Origin of the sequence: Nostoc sp. (genome assembly GCF_036919555.1) — a bacterium.
Classification (GTDB): Bacteria; Cyanobacteriota; Cyanobacteriia; order Cyanobacteriales; family Nostocaceae; genus Nostoc.
The window spans coordinates 1-16,584 of sequence record NZ_JBALCS010000083.1 but is presented as its reverse complement, the minus strand read 5'-3'; the positions used below and the strand labels follow the sequence as shown (position 1 = coordinate 16,584).

General features: G+C 42.5%; 16 protein-coding genes and 1 pseudogene. 8 read left to right on the top strand and 9 right to left on the bottom strand.

The window, feature by feature from the left end:
• Window positions 1–35 precede the first annotated feature (35 nt).
• Window positions 36–527, bottom strand: coding sequence for a GNAT family N-acetyltransferase (locus tag V7K36_RS22705; protein ID WP_335119515.1), 492 nt, complete (start codon window positions 525–527; stop codon window positions 36–38).
• Between the two features lie 19 nt (window positions 528–546).
• Entirely contained in the window at window positions 547–711 is a 165-nt protein-coding gene (locus V7K36_RS22700) for a hypothetical protein (RefSeq protein WP_335119513.1), read from the bottom strand.
• A 77-nt stretch (window positions 712–788) separates the two neighbouring features.
• On the opposite strand from V7K36_RS22700, the pseudogene V7K36_RS22695 reads away from it, so the two are divergent.
• Window positions 789–1,283, top strand: a pseudogene (locus V7K36_RS22695) (IS4 family transposase); the annotation flags it as partial.
• Window positions 1,284–1,629: 346 nt separating this feature from the next.
• Here the strand turns inward: V7K36_RS22695 and V7K36_RS22690 are convergent.
• From V7K36_RS22690 to V7K36_RS22680, 3 genes are read right to left on the bottom strand one after another with little or no spacing between them, the layout of a single operon-like run.
• Window positions 1,630–2,088 carry a hypothetical protein gene (locus V7K36_RS22690; RefSeq protein WP_335119511.1) on the bottom strand — a complete coding sequence of 153 codons (459 nt, stop codon included), beginning with the start codon at window positions 2,086–2,088 and terminating at the stop codon, window positions 1,630–1,632.
• Window positions 2,089–2,097: 9 nt separating this feature from the next.
• Entirely contained in the window at window positions 2,098–2,721 is a 624-nt protein-coding gene (locus tag V7K36_RS22685; RefSeq protein WP_335119509.1) for a hypothetical protein, read from the bottom strand.
• Window positions 2,711–3,469, bottom strand: coding sequence for a TIGR04255 family protein (locus V7K36_RS22680; RefSeq protein ID WP_335119507.1), 759 nt, complete (start codon window positions 3,467–3,469; stop codon window positions 2,711–2,713). Before V7K36_RS22680 ends, V7K36_RS22685 begins: the two co-directional genes overlap by 11 nt.
• Before the next feature lie 221 nt (window positions 3,470–3,690).
• Between V7K36_RS22680 and V7K36_RS22675 the strand changes: the two genes are divergently transcribed.
• On the top strand, window positions 3,691–4,365 hold the full coding sequence (locus tag V7K36_RS22675) for a tetratricopeptide repeat protein (protein WP_335119506.1): 675 nt from the start codon (window positions 3,691–3,693) through the stop codon (window positions 4,363–4,365).
• 261 nt (window positions 4,366–4,626) lie between these two features.
• Complete coding sequence (gene rbsK / locus V7K36_RS22670; protein ID WP_335119504.1) at window positions 4,627–5,571, top strand: ribokinase; 945 nt, start codon at window positions 4,627–4,629, stop codon at window positions 5,569–5,571.
• A gap of 5 nt (window positions 5,572–5,576) precedes the next feature.
• Here rbsK and V7K36_RS22665 read toward each other — a convergent pair whose 3' ends face one another.
• From V7K36_RS22665 to V7K36_RS22655, 3 genes are all read right to left on the bottom strand, one after another.
• Entirely contained in the window at window positions 5,577–6,557 is a 981-nt protein-coding gene (locus tag V7K36_RS22665; RefSeq protein WP_335119502.1) for a 2-hydroxyacid dehydrogenase, read from the bottom strand.
• A gap of 465 nt (window positions 6,558–7,022) precedes the next feature.
• Window positions 7,023–8,135 carry a hypothetical protein gene (locus V7K36_RS22660; protein ID WP_335119501.1) on the bottom strand — a complete coding sequence of 371 codons (1,113 nt, stop codon included), beginning with the start codon at window positions 8,133–8,135 and terminating at the stop codon, window positions 7,023–7,025.
• A gap of 113 nt (window positions 8,136–8,248) precedes the next feature.
• Window positions 8,249–9,748 carry a galactose oxidase-like domain-containing protein gene (locus V7K36_RS22655; protein WP_335119499.1) on the bottom strand — a complete coding sequence of 500 codons (1,500 nt, stop codon included), beginning with the start codon at window positions 9,746–9,748 and terminating at the stop codon, window positions 8,249–8,251.
• A gap of 676 nt (window positions 9,749–10,424) precedes the next feature.
• Between V7K36_RS22655 and V7K36_RS22650 the strand changes: the two genes are divergently transcribed.
• From V7K36_RS22650 to V7K36_RS22635, 4 genes are all read left to right on the top strand, one after another.
• On the top strand, window positions 10,425–11,480 hold the full coding sequence (locus tag V7K36_RS22650; RefSeq protein ID WP_335119497.1) for a glutathione S-transferase family protein: 1,056 nt from the start codon (window positions 10,425–10,427) through the stop codon (window positions 11,478–11,480).
• Between the two features lie 52 nt (window positions 11,481–11,532).
• Window positions 11,533–12,417, top strand: a complete 885-nt coding sequence (locus V7K36_RS22645) for an aspartoacylase (RefSeq protein ID WP_335119495.1) — start codon at window positions 11,533–11,535, stop codon at window positions 12,415–12,417.
• 267 nt (window positions 12,418–12,684) lie between these two features.
• Window positions 12,685–13,668, top strand: coding sequence for a polysaccharide deacetylase family protein (locus tag V7K36_RS22640; protein WP_335119493.1), 984 nt, complete (start codon window positions 12,685–12,687; stop codon window positions 13,666–13,668).
• 188 nt (window positions 13,669–13,856) lie between these two features.
• Window positions 13,857–14,096, top strand: a complete 240-nt coding sequence (locus V7K36_RS22635) for a hypothetical protein (protein WP_335119491.1) — start codon at window positions 13,857–13,859, stop codon at window positions 14,094–14,096.
• 967 nt (window positions 14,097–15,063) lie between these two features.
• On the opposite strand, the gene V7K36_RS22625 is transcribed toward V7K36_RS22635, so the two are convergent.
• A complete protein-coding gene (locus V7K36_RS22625) occupies window positions 15,064–15,864 on the bottom strand; it encodes a CDP-diacylglycerol diphosphatase (RefSeq protein WP_335119489.1) in 801 nt (266 codons plus the stop codon).
• 375 nt (window positions 15,865–16,239) lie between these two features.
• Between V7K36_RS22625 and V7K36_RS22620 the strand changes: the two genes are divergently transcribed.
• Entirely contained in the window at window positions 16,240–16,371 is a 132-nt protein-coding gene (locus V7K36_RS22620; protein ID WP_335119487.1) for a hypothetical protein, read from the top strand.
• The last annotated feature ends 213 nt before the right edge of the window (window positions 16,372–16,584 follow it).

Genomic DNA, 16,584 nt, shown 5'->3' with positions numbered 1-16,584 from the left:
TAATCGCGTCTGTTAAAAGTTAGGAGTTAACTCCTTTAACTGTTGTGCAGTGACTTAACATACACGCGATCGCACCTTGTTGTTTCTACATCCACCGTTGCTGGAGTGTAGCCGTTGCTTTCATACAGCTTGACTGCTTCCACCAAAACGCTGGCCGTTTCAATCCAAATTTGTTCAAATCCACGCTGTGCGATCGCTGCTTCTAGCTGTTGTAACAAATATTTCCCCAGTCCCAAACCCCTGATGCTCGGCAAAAGATACATTTTGCGTATTTCTACAGCTTTTTCGCCACGGTGTATCGGGTAGTAAGCTCCAGTACCTACTAACTGGCTTTGGTGTTCAATTACCCAAAACTCTCCCCCAGTATCTAAATAATATTCCTCTACTTGCAGCACATCTCGGTCAGCGCCCTTCGGTTCCCAACCCAGACCGTATTCTGATAATACATAACTGATGACTTCGGCGGCTCTAGTGCGATCGCTTTCCACCCAATCACGAATTATAAAATCTTGATAATAGTTTTTCATTACCATTTGCTGGTCAAGTTTACAGAGAAAATTTTTCCGCATCTATATCCCAATTTACCCAGCAAATAGCAATTCTTGCAGAGTCGATTTCAGGCGGTACTCTCAAGGCGATGTCTACGGTGGTAATTACAGCAGAATTCAAGTACTTGAACCACATCTGTCGTAGGGGCACAGCAATGCTCATTAGTGTCAACTTAAGCAAAATGAAACCATAAGATGTATCACTAAGAACATCTTGATTGATGTTCTTAGTGATACATCATGAGTATAAAACGTCCAGCGCCAAAAGGAAACCCAGACCTGCGGCAGCAAAAACATCTGCCAGCGCCGCCCATCGAACAAATCGAGCAAGAGATATTTTCATTGCTATCGCCCTGCAACTTTAAACCTCTGAAATTGGATGAAAACGAACAAAACAAACAATTCCGAGACAGAATATTGACCTTACCGGTGATGATGGCGATCGTTGTGAGTTTAGTGTATCGCCAAATTCCAGGCTTAAGAGAAGTACAAAGGGTATTGTCACAAGAGGGATTGTTATGGGTGGAACGAATGGAAGTGAGTGTGCAAGCAGTGTCAAAACGATTGCGAACATTGCCAATTGAATTATTTACACAAGTTTTTGAGCAAGTAATCCAAAGAATCAGTACTCAACCAAAAAATCAGGCAATTCCAGAGAATTGGCAGCCAGTATGTCAAAGATTCACAGCCATTTGGATAGCTGATGCTTCAACTCTGGAAGCATTGCGTTCGCGTAGCGTCTCGCAGAGAAGAAAGCTAGTGAATTATATCGTCGTCGTTGGCGCGTTGAAGATGCTTTTCTACTCACCAAACGGCTTTTAGGTTTGGCTTATATCTGGGTAGGTGATAGTAATGGTGTCCAAATCATACCTCACCAAGTTGCAATCTGCTGTAAGATGAATTTTTAGCGATCGCACTTATAGAATTGGGCTGTCAGGCATTGCAATCGCGCTACTCAAATGCTACTCATTAGAAATGACCTATCGTCCACAACATTTTTATCCTAAGGTATTATGCTTCTTTGAAAGTGATACAGTTTTTAATTACCGTATTTAGGCACGCCGAGGTGATACGTCATCGCCTAAGTTCGTAATTCCTGTGGCTTAATCTCCCAATCCTGTTTCTTGATTCTCTCAGTTGCAAGCCGTGCCAGCTTTTCTGCAACTTTTTTAAAAACATTTCTGTTCGTGTAATCAGGAGATGGCTCAATTTGTGCGTGAGATGGATTGTCATTAGTTGGCTTTGGGCAAACATCAATCTTGTAATCAAAAAGCGGTTTTCCTTTTTGATCATTTTGAGAAACATTTATCATCCGAACTTCGCCAGTAATTAGACTCACGACACCATCATCTTGGTTTTTCTGTGTGCATTGCGGGTCATAACCACAAAGCTTTGCTCTGTCAACAGAAGGAGCTTGATTTCTATCTGTAAATGCTTGCGAGGTAAGTTCTAATCCAAACTCTCCAATCCCGTAATATTTGTCTAATCCACAGAAAATGCACCGATACAATAGCTCATCATCTGTAACCACATCGCTCACTGCAAACCTCTATGAAACTAACCATTTCCAGAGAGCCGTAAGTTCAGCAGATGATGAAGACGTGCCGTCTTCCATTTCATTGTCAATGTCAGTCCCCCAAACTTTGATGTATTCTGCGGTATTTCCCAGAATATAAACAGTTAACTTTTTGGTTTCGTGCCACCACTCAAAAACTATTTCTGAGTCAAAGCTCAGATTTACCAATGGTTCACCCCACCACATTTGGTTAGCAGCAACAACCGTGCGTAGTTGCTTCAACCATTCTATGGCGTATTTATAAGTTTCATTGTCGGCTCCTAGTTCAGCAATTCTTCTGTAAGTTTTATGAGATGGTGAATAGCTCCAGCTTGAAAGTTCTAAGACTGCATAATTATCAGATTGCTCAAAGACAGCTTTGACCCTTTGAACTGAAGAGGCAACTCTCTTAGACTGATATTTCCAACTTCCCACGGTTGATGTTCTGTCTCTGGTAAGAATAACAATATTGGCGTTTTGCCCAACCGATACGCTTTGTAAGCCTTCTGCTGATTGAGAAAGCGAAAGTTGGGTTAATTTGCCGCGTATCTGAGATAGCGCTGTTATCTCTGAATTGCGACGTTTGTCCTTTGTGTAATAGGCGGCTTTACTTAACATCAAATAACTCCCTTGTGCGATCAGTAATCAAACTCTCAAATACTTGTCCTTCTCTACTCTTTAATTCATGTAAATTAGAAAGCATTTCTTTAAGGGATAGAGGCTTTTCTATCCAGGTTTGAGAAATGTCCAAATCAAGTAGAAATACAACTTGTTCAGATAGTGGTTCGGCATCCGATAAGGTTATCATTAGCCTAATTGGAATATCTTCATAAATTGATTGAGTTTGCATCACAAATCCTGATAGTCCGCTTGGAAGCGTATCCGGAAACTGAGGATATATATTGAAATACTCACTAAGGTCAACTGCCTCATCAACTGAAATAACTATTTGATTTATGTAGCGAAGAGAAATACGGGTTATGCCAACAGGTTTAGCAACTTCTAAATAAAATTGAAATGCCTGATCAATTCTGTGACTAAATTCATCCCACCCTTCATAAGGGCGAAGGCTATGGATGCTCAGTGCATCAGGCCCCACACCTACTAATTTGGTGGCATCGGCGGAAGGGAACAACGTCTTGGTCAGCCCTTGTGTTACTGTAATCTCAGGCTTTACAAGCGGCATCTGCCCAAAATTAAATTCCGTTGCTATTAAGTTTTGCTGCTGTGGCTCACCTGTGTATAAATCTCTTACTTTTTCATAGAACAAGCCTGGCACTGTAAAATTCCATGCTTGTCCAGGAGCAAAGCGAAACTCACAGACCGCCTCTTCTATTGGTGGATTACAATACTGACGGCGTGTCATAAATTACTCAAGTGCAGTATAATCTCACGTTTTAGTAAGCTACAAATTTAAAACGAAAAAAAACGATTTCTGTTTATTAATCTTAAGATATCTAAGTCTGTCCTTATAAAAAGTTTTTCATGCTCCTCAATCCCCAATGCTCAATTGTTAGAGTGAAGGAACAGATTGAACAGATCCTTGGCAATCCAACGTTGTGCTGCAAGTTATGAAGGGGTAAAGCCATGAACCATATCAAGCGAACAATAGCCCTCTTGGGAATAACGAGTGTACTGAGTGTAATGCCTGCTGTTTATGCACAAGAAGCACAAATACCTTTGAAGGCGGCGAACTTTCAAGATTACTATAACCAAGGGGTGCAAAAGCTTGAGCAAGGCAACTTCAAAGGAGCAATCGCAGATTTTGATTCTGTAGTGCGGCTGAATCCACGATTTTATGAGGGTTTTTGCCTTCGAGGTTTGGCTAAATCTCAATTAAAAGACTTCAGTGCAGCAATTACTGACTTTAACCTAGCGCTGCGTTTAAATCCCAAGCATACAGATGCTTATAATGGTCGGGGAATCTCTTATGTAGAACTAGGAGATTTTCAGAAAGCCATTGCCGACTTTAATCAGACAGTGAAAATTGATCCAACCTCACAAGATGGTTATTACAATCTAGGACTAGCCCATTTTAGACAGGGAAATCATCAACAAGCGATCACAGACTTTAACCAAGCACTACAAATCAATCCCAACCTAGCTGATGCCTACGGCAATCGAGGACTGGCAAAATATGCTTTAGGAGATAGTAAGAGTGCTGTCACAGACCTTCAGTCAGCTGCAAGATTATTTCTTAAAAAAGGCGATACCCAGGCTTATCAACAAACACAAGCCCTGATTCAGCAAGTTCAGCGTTAGTAATTTGTTCAGGGTAATATAGAAGCGTTAAGAAACCCGCTTTCTTTGCAAATCAGGTTCAGAGAAATTTAAATGCTTAGAGTGATTTAAATTTAACTGAGTAACAAGATTATTTTTTTAGTTTCATACCAAATAATATTCGCGTCAAAATCAAAAAATGGGAGCGCAAATATTCGACCTCTACCATTGGCAAAACAACAGTTGCGATCGCTGACTGTAATATTAGGCTAAATGACTTTAAGATCAACAAAAAGAAGCATCATGAGCATTATCGTCTTCGGCAGCATAAATATAGACTTGGTAGCAACAACACCCCGGTTGCCAGTCCCAGGAGAAACGTTGCTAGGAGAAGACTTTTTTCAAGTTTCGGGAGGTAAAGGAGCTAATCAAGCCGTAGCATTAGCAAGATTGGGAATTCCTACCCAAATGGTGGGACGTGTAGGTGCAGACGGTTTTGGTGTAGAACTTGTCAACAATTTGCAAGCATCTGGTGTGCAGATTGACAATATTTTCGTGGATGAGACTGTTAGTTCGGGAGTCGCGATCATCGTCGTAAATCATGCTGGTGAAAATCAAATTATTGTAATTCCTGGTGCAAATGGGTGTGTTAATCAAGAAGATGTAGAACGATTGTCCCATTTATTACCAGAAGCTACAGCACTGCTTTTACAATTAGAAATTCCGATTACTGGCGTGGTTGCAGCCGCTAAAGCCGCAAAAAAAACCAAAATAACCGTAATTCTCGACCCTGCACCCGCACAATCTGATTTCCCTGATGAACTTTACCCGTTAGTGGACATTATCACACCGAATGAAGTTGAAGCAGCGCAGTTAGTAGGTTTTCCTGTGGATGGAGAGGAACAAGCAGCCAAAGCAGCTGGAGTTTTATTACAACGGGGTGTGAAATGTGCGATCGTTAAACTAGGTGCTAAAGGTGTTTTTTGTGCCACTGCTGAGGAAAAGTTTTTTGTACCGGCGTTTCCAGTTCATGCGGTTGACACAGTAGCTGCTGGCGATGCTTTTAATGGCGGCTTAACGGCAGCACTTTTTGAAGGACTTTCTTTACATCAGGCAGTTGTTTGGGGTGCCGCAGCAGGTGCTTTGGCGACAACAAAACCAGGCGCACAAACTTCGCTAGCCGATAGGTTTACATTTGATGCGTTTCTTAGGGAAAGAGAAGTGGGCAGTAGGGAGTGGGGGAAATGAGGCTTTCAAGGGTAGGTATAAATTTCAGGGTTGACACAATAAACTAGACGATCACCTGTCAGTCCAGCGATTAAGTTAGCGATCGCCATTGTTGCCATTTTTGAGCGCGTCTGGTGGCTGGCACTACCAATATGAGGTGCAATAATGAGATTATCTAAGGTCAACAACAGGCTATCGGTGGGAATCGGTTCTGGTTCGGTGACATCCACAGCCGCACCGGCAATTTGACCACTTGCAAGGGCACGATACAGAGAATCGGGATCTACAATATTTCCCCGCGCTGTATTAATCAAAATAGCCGATCGCTTCATCAACTCAAATTGGCGATCGCTAATCAGATGATAAGTATCATCAGCAGATGGTGTATGCAGTGTCACAAAGTCTGACTCTTGAAGTACGTGTTCCAACGTCGCAAACTCCACACCTAGAGATTGTTCTAATTCTGGCTTGGATCGTTGCCTACTCGTATACAAAATCCGCATTTCAAACCCTTTGGCACGACGAGTGATCGCCTGACCAATGCGCCCAAAACCAACAATCCCTAAGGTAGCACCTGTAACATTCGGCCCCAATAACAAGTCTGGTTCCCAAGTTTGCCACAACCCTGCACGAGTAAATCGATCTGCCTCCACGACTCGCCGTGCAGCTGCCATCAATAATGCCCAGGTAAAGTCTGCGGTAGCATCAGTTAACACACCTGGAGTATGACCGACGGGAATCTGCCGTCCAGTAGCGGCACAAATATCAATGTTATCGTAACCCACCGCCATTTGACTGATAACTTTGAGTTTCCCAGACTCTATCAGTTGCCGATCAATTTGGTCAGTCAGCAGGCAGAGCAATCCATCTATTTCCTTGACTTTTTCTAGTAAAATTTCGTAGGGAGGGGGTTGACGTTCTGGCCACACTTCGACAGTAGCAAGCGATCGCAGTTGCTCCAATTCGATGGGCAGGCGACGAGTGATAAAGACTTTCACTTGAGGCATATTGTTGATCTCCAACAGATTATATACCTAAAATGCTCTCCAAGTCAGAATACCTTCGCCAAAAATAGAGGTAGTCTAGCTTTTGCCTAAATAGCCCAAGACAACAGGTAATATCATGTCCGCATAATTAGTTACGATTGCCACAGTCATTGCACCCCACCCCCCAGCCCCTCCCCGCCGGCGGGGAACTCGGTGTCCCCTCTGAGGATTAGGGGCAGGGAGACAAAGTGTAGCTTTGGCGGGGTGGGGTTCTTCGGGTTTAATAAGTAATCAAGCGGACATGATATAAGGGCACAACAATGTTGTGCCCTTACAATAATCTCTACCTCACGCTTGTTGCAATCTGCTGTATCTAGGTTTGCTCTATATCAATACTCGTAAATTGGCGAAGCTATTGTTGATAAAAAGCCCTCAAGTGCAGACGAGGGCTTGGCACTTTTTTGCTAGATATCGGCTCAATCCTTTCTACTTACGAGCAAGCGTAATTTGAGTAGCATCAAAGTCTTGTAGCCGAGTCATGTTTCCACTGTTCTTATCTATGCTATACACAACATTAGGTGTTTGATACCTCATGACTCCAAAAGCGAGGAGTTGACCTGTTGCAGAGCAAACCAAGCTTTGTAAGCCATTATTCCATGCTTGACCATTAAGTTGTAATTGTGCCAGTTTGATCGGTTCTTTTTGATTTGAATCTAGCTGTATCAGAGTTGTACTACCATCGAATCCAACTAAAGAGGTATAGAGTATTCCGTCTGGGGACTGAGCTAGATTGCTGACTCGCTCATCGCTTGGGAATTGAACTTTACTAATGGAACTGATCTCTCCTGTTTGAATGTTAATATCTACCAATCTGATCGGCGGTGTACCGTTCTTCTTACCTACTAAACCGATGAGTCGCCCATCATTAGTGCCTAGCAAGCTCCCAAGTTCTTGATCCTGGTTAAGTCCTGAGACTATCAAAGTTTTTACAGGTGTACTCAAAAATGTAATGCGAGTAGCTGGCGCCTGGATGCTAGTAGTGCTAACAGGAGTAACGGCTACGACAAGTGTGCCATCGCTTAAAGAAGTGAAACCACTCAATATCTCATTAGACTCTACTAAAGGTGTAACGTGATTGGCAGGTTTGCCATCCCTTAAAGAAGTCAAGTTACTCAATATCTGATTAGGGTCTACTAAAGCTCTAATGCGATCGGCAAGCGTACCATCACTTAAAGAACTGAACACACTCAATGCATCATTAGACTCTACTAAAGCTGTATCGTGCTTGGCAAGTATCTGAGAGGCTAGTGGAGTTAGAACTTGAGTCTTTCCTGAAACTAAGGATTGCATAACAAGTCCTAGTCCCACAGGCTTAATATCTGTAAGTAGACTGTTTAAGTCAGTGCTGTCTAATTCAGTGGTGTTTACCTCTGGAATAACCCTTTGGTCAGTACTGATGATCTTGCCAGAACTTATACCAATAATTTTTAAACTTGGTGTTTGCGCCAAGGCTTTGTTGCTTAGATAGCTAAGTCCAGATACTACAGTTCCAGCAAGTGCCAACTGGCCAAATTTTCGACGTGATAGCTTGTAACTCATATTTCCACTCCTAGAATTTAGCTAAAGTGCAGTGTATTGAACATAAACGCGCAAGAGACTGACAAATAAAAAAATACTCAACTACTGAATTTATTTGTTGGAAATCCCTAAGGCTAAGATAATTGCGTCCAGGTTGCTACTGAGGGTATGCCATTGTTGTCACTAATAAAAAGCATATACCAGCCTGGTGGTGCTATGTTTCGATTGTCTGTCACCGTGACATTCAGAGAAGTAGAGTTCCTAAAATTAATCGGTACATCCACTAACCTTTGTTCTGTATCGCAGGAATGGGTGGTTGCCGTTGGTCTAATCAGACTAACCCATTTAATATTTGCAGCCTGGGGTGTCTGAATCGTAAATTGCAGCCCGTAGCTCAATCTTTGAGGAGCCTTCTGAATGATTGGTCGTGACTGCGACATATACGCAGGACTGTAGATTTCTAATCGCAGTTCATTGACCCTGCGTTTGGGATTACCCCCAGCTGTGGCTACCCTACCATCTGGCAGGAGCAAGGCCACCGAGTGATATACGCGGGGGACATTTTGTTTAGCTACTGATGTCCACGTATTTGTGGCTGGATTGTAGATTTCTGCTGGTAGCATTGATTGTGTTATGTCCTCATTCATTTTGCTACCATTGCAAACAAACACTGTGCGATCGGGCAACAAAACGGCGCTGAGATGCATCCGAGCATTTTTTAGAGACCTTGCTGGTATGTAAGTTGGGTTAGTAGCTTTTAGATTTACAATATTCACCCTGTTTGTTGCCGTAGGGTTTGTTGTCGTAGTACTATTACCCCCACCCATAATCATCACCTTTTGATCTTGTGCAGGTGGTAAAAGCACACTGGCAGCTTGATTACCGAAATCTGGGGCTTGCAGCCCTGGCACCGGTTTTTCTGTAATGGATTGGGTAAATGTCCCTGGCAGGGTTAGTATCCTTGATGTTACTCCACTGCCGCCCATGTAAGCACCTGAATAAAATATCTTTCCACTACTTAGTAGAAATAGGTGTGCGAATTGCGGTATGGAACTAGTTGTTGGAAAAGCGTTCCAACCATTTGCAAATGTAGAAGAATAAATTTCTGGTTGTCTGTTGAGGTTGCCATCTTTATCCAATCCAGACACTGCGAATATCCGACCACTGCCTAGTGTTAACAAAGTAGGATACCATCGGCCATTATTCATTGATGGCTTCTTCATCCATTTCTCGGTAATGGGATCAAACACCAGAACAGAGAATGAACCATAAAATGGATCGTAACGCAGAGTTCCACCCGCAACCATTAACAGACCATCAGGGGTGAAGGAGTGACCGGCGCAAAAAAGGTCAATAGGTTGATTATTACTATCCAATAAAGGCGCTTGATGGGACAAGGTTCCCTTGTTTACATCCCAGACCACACTGTCATAGGGAGTATTTAACTGATTGGGATCATTACCTGAACCACAGAAAAATAATATCTTACCAGTACGAAGTAGAGCGGCATGAATAGGTAGGATTGGAAGACTGTACGACAATACCTGCCATTTGTCTGTAGCAACACCCTGAGCTATAAAAGTCCCTAAATCCGTTTCCTCTCGAAGGTTAGTCTCGTGATTTGATTGAGTCACTTTATTTACAATTGCTCCTACATAAATTTGATGTTCTTGTTCTTTCTTTCAGTAATTTCTTCTAAGTTTATATCCATACTCATTTATACTTTTTTCGGCTTCCTTAATGTCAAGATCCGATGTTTTTTATATCAAGTTCATGTAAAATAAACTTGATAAATATGTAATCACACTGTTAAATGTCTATAGCAATCCTAAATCATTCCTGAGACAGAAAATTGCTGAAAGGCTTTAAAATACGTACTTTTAATCTCAGTATTTTCTCACGTTTCAATTCGGATTACTATATATTGTCCAGTATCCAATTAAGCCTTGCACTGGGTTTTTGAGGTCAGGGTGAACGATGGTTTTAAATCTAGACACCAAGATGCAATTCAAATGACGATTAGCTTAAAAACTAGGGCAAACGCATCTAAAGTATAAAAATCCTTTAATAGCAAGGGTTTCGGCGTTTTCTAGTTTAGCCTATTTTTCCATCAAGATCCTTATCCAGTAAGTGTTTCATGAATTCTGTGCGTTCGGCCTGGCTTAAAAACTTTTTGTAAGAAACGTGATACACAACACAGGCAAAGCGTAGTAAAGTAAAGTAGTAAAACTCAGAGTGGGTTGTAAGTATGGAAACCTACTGAGTAGAAACAGTGGTAACGTCAATCCCTCCCAAAGCAAGATTGTCGCCATGAGCAACTCAACTCCAATGGATGACGAGAAAAATCTCCCAAAGAAAAAGGGCAGGACACTCCCTCCCAAGCTGATCATCTGGCTGGGAAAGTATGTCTGGACGACTATGTGGCAGATCATGATGTCAAAGCTTGCTCCTAGCAATCAGTCGGGAGCGTATATTCGTCCTAATAGCCAGTTTCGGAAGTTCATTGGCACAGAGTCAGGGAATCCTTACCCACCAGCAACGGGGCGCTACAAACTCTATATTGGGCTGGGCTGTCCTTGGGCGCACCGAACCCTGGTTGTGCGATCGCTCAAAAAACTTGAAGCGGTAATATCAGTATGTATCGTCTCTCCTTCTCCCATTGAAGGCGGTTGGATATTCAACCAAGAAGAACAGGGTTGCCGTACACTAGCTGAATTTTATCAGCTGGCAGAACCTGGCTATAGTGGACGCGTCACAGTTCCAATTTTATGGGATAACCAAACAAAAACTATTGTCAATAATGAGAGTTCAGAGATTATCGTGATCCTGAACTCTCAGTTTAACGAGTTCGCCAATAATCCGACCCTAAATCTCTACCCAGAAGAACTTAAAGAAAAAATTGACTGGTGGAATGAGAAGATTTATCACGCCGTAAATAACGGTGTATATCGTTGCGGTTTTGCCCAAACTCAAGAAGCATACAATCAAGCTTGTAATGAACTGTTCGCAACTCTTGATGAGATTGAGATTGCATTGCAAAATAGTCGATATCTGTGTGGGGACAATCTCACACTCGCAGATGTCCGTTTATTTACAACGTTATTTCGGTTTGATAGTGCCTACTACGGGTTGTTTAAGTGTAATAGGCGGCGAATTCGAGACTATCAGAACCTGGGAGCTTATCTACGTGATCTATATCAGCTTCCAGGTGTTGCTGACACCTGCGATGTAGAGAGTGTGAAACGAGATTACTACGGGAACCTATTCCCACTCAATCCCGGTGGGATAATTCCCGATGGGCCTGATATGTCTGATCTTAATCAACCACATGGGCGCGATCGCATCGGCAAACTGAATCCTTCATAAGGTACATTGAAAACTGATACCTCGATGGCTGCATTCGGGAGTTGGTGTAATCGTGAACCAGATTAATCGAGTTGCAATTGTTGGTGGAACTCATGGCAATGAGTTTACAGGGGCTTACCTGATCGAAAAATTTGCCCAGTTTCCCCATTTAATTACTAGAGCAAGTTTTGAGACAGTCACTCTCTTAGCAAATCCTCACGCTTTTGCGGCGGGGAGGCGATATGTAGAGAAGGATTTAAATCGCTGTTTTCTCAAACAAGATTTACAAGATCCAACTCGGAACAGTTACGAAGAATTACAAGCTAAATCAATCCAGGACACCCTAGCATCAAATGGGGATAAACAAGCAGATTTCATCTTAGATTTGCACAGCAGTACAGCTAATATGGGTCTGACAGTTATTTTGGTAAACAGTAATCCCTTAAACTTAAAATTGGCTGCTTATCTGAGCCATATAAGTCCTTTGATTAGGATTTATCGCTGCTCTTTTAAATCAATTGAAGAAAACCCATTTGTAAATTCTCTGTGCGAATTAGGCTTTGCGATCGAGGTTGGTCCAATTGCCCAAGGTATCTTAACAGCGACACTGTTCCAACAAACAGAGGAACTTGTTTATGCGGTTTTGGACTATCTGGAACAATTTAACCAAGGTAAAATTCTATCAACTAACGAAACTTTGATTCTCTATGACCACTTATCAGTTGTGGACTATCCAAAAAAACAGGATGGGACAATCTTTGGAATGATTCATCCAGAGCTTCAGGACAAGGATTATCAACCCTTGAATCCAGGAGATCCAATTTTTATCGGCTTTGATGATAAAACAATTATTTATGAGGGAACATCTACCGTTTGGCCTATTTTTATTAATGAGGCAGCTTACTACGAAAAGGGAATTGCAATGTGTTTAACTCAGAGGCAGCAAATCAATATCTAGTACAGCTTGGCAAAAATCCAGCTATTATCTCAATTAACCAGACAAGTAGGGGCAATTCATGAATTGCCCCTACTCAAACTCGTTGTTAAAGGTAGGCAAACTTCCGCTACAGTATACGAGTACTTTGTCAAGCTAGTAATCAAGGGTTTCTAGTAAACACTAAAGTGCTTACAAGCCCTGAGTTGAAGTGCGAAACTTGACCGATAAAGCCCAAACCTAAGACTATAATTTACGCAAAAAAAAATTGTCCAAATACTTGAACTAATAATGCAAACCAAGCGACCAGTAAACAAACGAATAGCCAGTCTTTCTTTAGATTTGGATAATATTTGGTCTTATCTAAAAAATCAGGGTGCTCCGGGTTGGGAGACTTTCCCCTCTTACCTGGATATCGCAGTACCTCGTTTTTTAGATATTCTCCGGCAATGGGATTTGACAATCACAGTATTCATTGTGGGTCAGGATGCAGCGCTAGAAAAGAACACCAAGGTATTACAAGCGATCGCTAATGCTGGTCACGAAATTGGCAATCATTCATTTTACCATGATCCTTGGCTACATCTGTATTCAGAGGATGAGATTGAAGAAGAAGTGGCGATCGCTGAAGAACATATCAAGCGGGTCACTCATCAACATCCTATCGGCTTTCGGGGGCCTGGATACAGTTTTTCTCCTGCGGTATTGAAAGTCTTAGCACGACGGGGATACGAATATGATGCTTCGACTTTTCCCACATTTTTGGGGCCGATAGCACGAGCGTATTATTTGATGACTTGTAAACTGAGCAAGGAAGAACGCAAGAAACGGGAAGCTCTGTTTGGCGGTTTCAAAGACGGTTTGCAGCCTCTAAAAGCTTACCAGTGGCAGATGGGTAAGGATAAACTCACTGAGATTCCCGTTACCACTATGCCAATTTTTAAGGTGCCAATTCACTTCAGTTACATAATGTATCTGAGTACATTTTCTTCGAAAGTAGCGTTACTCTACCTGCGAATTGCCCTATGGCTGTGTAAACTTACACGCGTCCAACCTTCTTTGCTACTCCATCCTACAGACTTTTTAAGTCAAGAGGATGTGCCAGAACTATCATTCTTTCCTGGTATGAGCGTTCCCACCTACAAAAAGCTAGCAATAGTGAATAAAAGTTTAGAACTTATATCCAGTCAGTTCAATGTTTTGACTGTTGGACAACACGCCAAATTCGTAGCCGGCGCCCGTCAACTGCCTGTATTAGTACCTCAAAAGAGGTAATATCAGTCAAATTTATATCCTTAATTACAGGCAAAATAAACTTTAACCTCTCTATAAAACTTTTGTCTATAAAAATCGGGAGCTTTTCAGGGGAGCCAGTTCTCTTGAAACCAGCTGACATTTGCTGGCAAGAATGTGTAAAGTAAGTGAGTGGGATTTACTATATTCAATCTTGGAAACATCTATCTATGGTTAGAAAAAATAAACGTCTTTTACTGCTAGTTATTTGCTGTAGTATAACTGGTGTAATTTTAGGAGGTACTGCCGGTTGGGCAGAAAGTAGTCTCTGCTTGGAAGACAGTAAGGTTACAAGTGAGTGTCTAACTCAAAATCCAATCCAAAAAACTATCGAAGGGATGAGTACCGGATTGTTAGCTGGGGCTGGGGCTGCTTTCGGTGCAGTATGGCAGTTACGGCATGAAGATTGAGTGTGAACTACCACTAACCCGGAGTTCCGGGTTAGACCCAGTTTCTGTACTAATTAGCCAGTGCCTCTACTTAGACTTTCGCCCAGGATGAGGTCTTACCTCCCCTTTTACAGCAGAGACGGCTGAACCTTCTCCCAATAGCCATCTAATACCTTCTACTCTAATATTTATCGCTGCATTTCCATCTTGGTTATAGTGAGGATCAGTCCCTTTCTGAAGCAGGCAATTATGGTGAATTCGCAAGAGGGTTGTATTACAAAAACTGGGCAAGAATTTCTGTTGAAGTTGGGCGGTCAATCATCCTGATTTATGTGGCTTTGGAAGAATACCGATTTATTAATGCACGAGCAAATTTCTGGTGTTGTTCAGCTAAATGTTAAAGAGAGATGAACTGAGCATTACCCATGAAGTGTTACACCCAGCGACAAAACTCCTCCAGCGATCGCTCAGGAGGTTTAACAATATAATCTATGTAAGTAGGTTTGCTATGTGTCTTATTTATAAGTCTGGGTTAATCGCCTGGATTGGTGAACGAAATAATCAGCTTTTTGGTCACTTACGTTGTGTTATTGACAAAATATCACCCCAGATATACATTGCTGAAACTATTACTGTAAAAGGATTACGATTACAGCCTTAACGAACAATTTCCCCGTTTCGGCAATCGCTGAGGTTTTCGGGGTTTGTCATAGTGTGCGTTTTGGTGATCGCAGTATTGAAAGTGGCTCATCAAGTCCAAGCGCGTAACTTTCGGTATCACTGCTCATTTCACCCTTTGCACTATGCTGCCACTATCACCCAATCAAGGTTTGAGGCTTTATTTTCTAATAGAAATTCAAAAATATAGCTAAAACTTGGAAACCAAAGTCTCGTAAGCCTTGCAGCGATTGCTTTCTCCAAGACTGATGATGAAAGAGGGCTAAGTAAAATTTACCATTTTTCCCTATTCACGCAACAACGCCTATCGTCAAGGTTTCTGAGTCATGGTGCAGGCATGGTCAAGTAATTCCTCCCCATGGGCGAAGTCGCCTTGCAGTGCATCCGCCGTATCTGTCAGCAAAATGAAGCCATCGCTTCCATCCTCGAATACCACCCCCAGCACCACGAGAGTCTGGCGTTTCATGTCATGTACCATGGATTGTTGTACATCTTGTGCCAGCAGCACGAATGGATTCACGCCTTGCAAACTTGCGGAATCGACGCGCCTAGCCCGATAGGAATGCCCATCCAGATGGAAAGGCAGATTCGCCCAGTGCGACCCGATGGCGCTTAAGTGGGCGCGTAGTTGCGCCCGCACGTCGGGGGCTATGCAATCGATATGAATGTGCAACTGGTTCTGGCTGCGTCCAAAGGCGGAATTGACCGCCATGCCTATCGCATCCCTCGCCAGCGTTCGTCCCAAGCGCTGCGATATTAGAGCGCGCGAGTCCCAGGCGGCCTTCCAGTAATTTTGGGTATCCCTCACCAGCAGGCTAGGGCTTTCAATGCCGGAAATCCGGGCAGTTGGTAGAAGCAGATATTGCGTCTTTCCTACCCGGTCTTTCAACAGGACATAGCCCTGTTTCAAATCAACCAAGGTGCAAGGCGCGGGATTGCCTTGCTTTTCTTGGTTGGGGACGCAAGCCTCATGGACGATGCGCCACAAGGCATTGCTCTTGCGAGTATGATCGGCAATCAAACCTGTCACCGCACCTACCAGTACTAGCGCGGTGACAGCTCTGCGCCAGAGACGGGACTTGGGCAAACCTCTTGTAGAAAATAGGCGCATTACTTACTTCCTATGTGGCATTGACAGTATACAAATTCTTAAAAGTTTACCAATTAGAGGTGCTACTTAGCAAAATTAGCTTGGCAGACTCTACTCTGTAAAGTTTGAATTGAGGGATAGAGTCAGGGAAAATAATCTAAAAGGAATCGTGACTGAAAAAACTTAGCACTGATGCCAAAGAAAAAGTACATCGTCACCTTGACAGCCGAAGAGCGAACAGTATTAGAAGAGTTGACTAACCTTCTTTTGTCACTCACTCTATGCAGAGGAAAAATAGAAATCGGGGTTAGACAGTAAAATAAAAAATGGTGATCGCTTCAATAGGCGATCATACAAATTATCCGAAAGCACTAAACTTCAACCATCAATACTACCATGCTCAAACTATTGCCCAAATTTTCAATTTGGATCGCAACTGCTGCTCTTACCACTGGTGTAATTGCAACAAGTCAAGCCCAAAACTCTACTGTTAGCTATTACTTCACAATCAATGTCACCAAAGGATAGTTAGCAGGCAAATCGTTCAATGGCAGCTTCAGCTACGATAACTCGACCTTGAAAGGCATTGGAGTTGAAGAGTTGGGAGTTACTCAGGGATTAAAGGCTTGTTTTAACTATCTTGGACGTATAGCAACCGCCAAGGTACTTAGGACGTAAAATGTAAGACGTGCTCAATGGCATCTCGTAAACAATCAAACTGCGCTAGTTTTTTGCGGATTC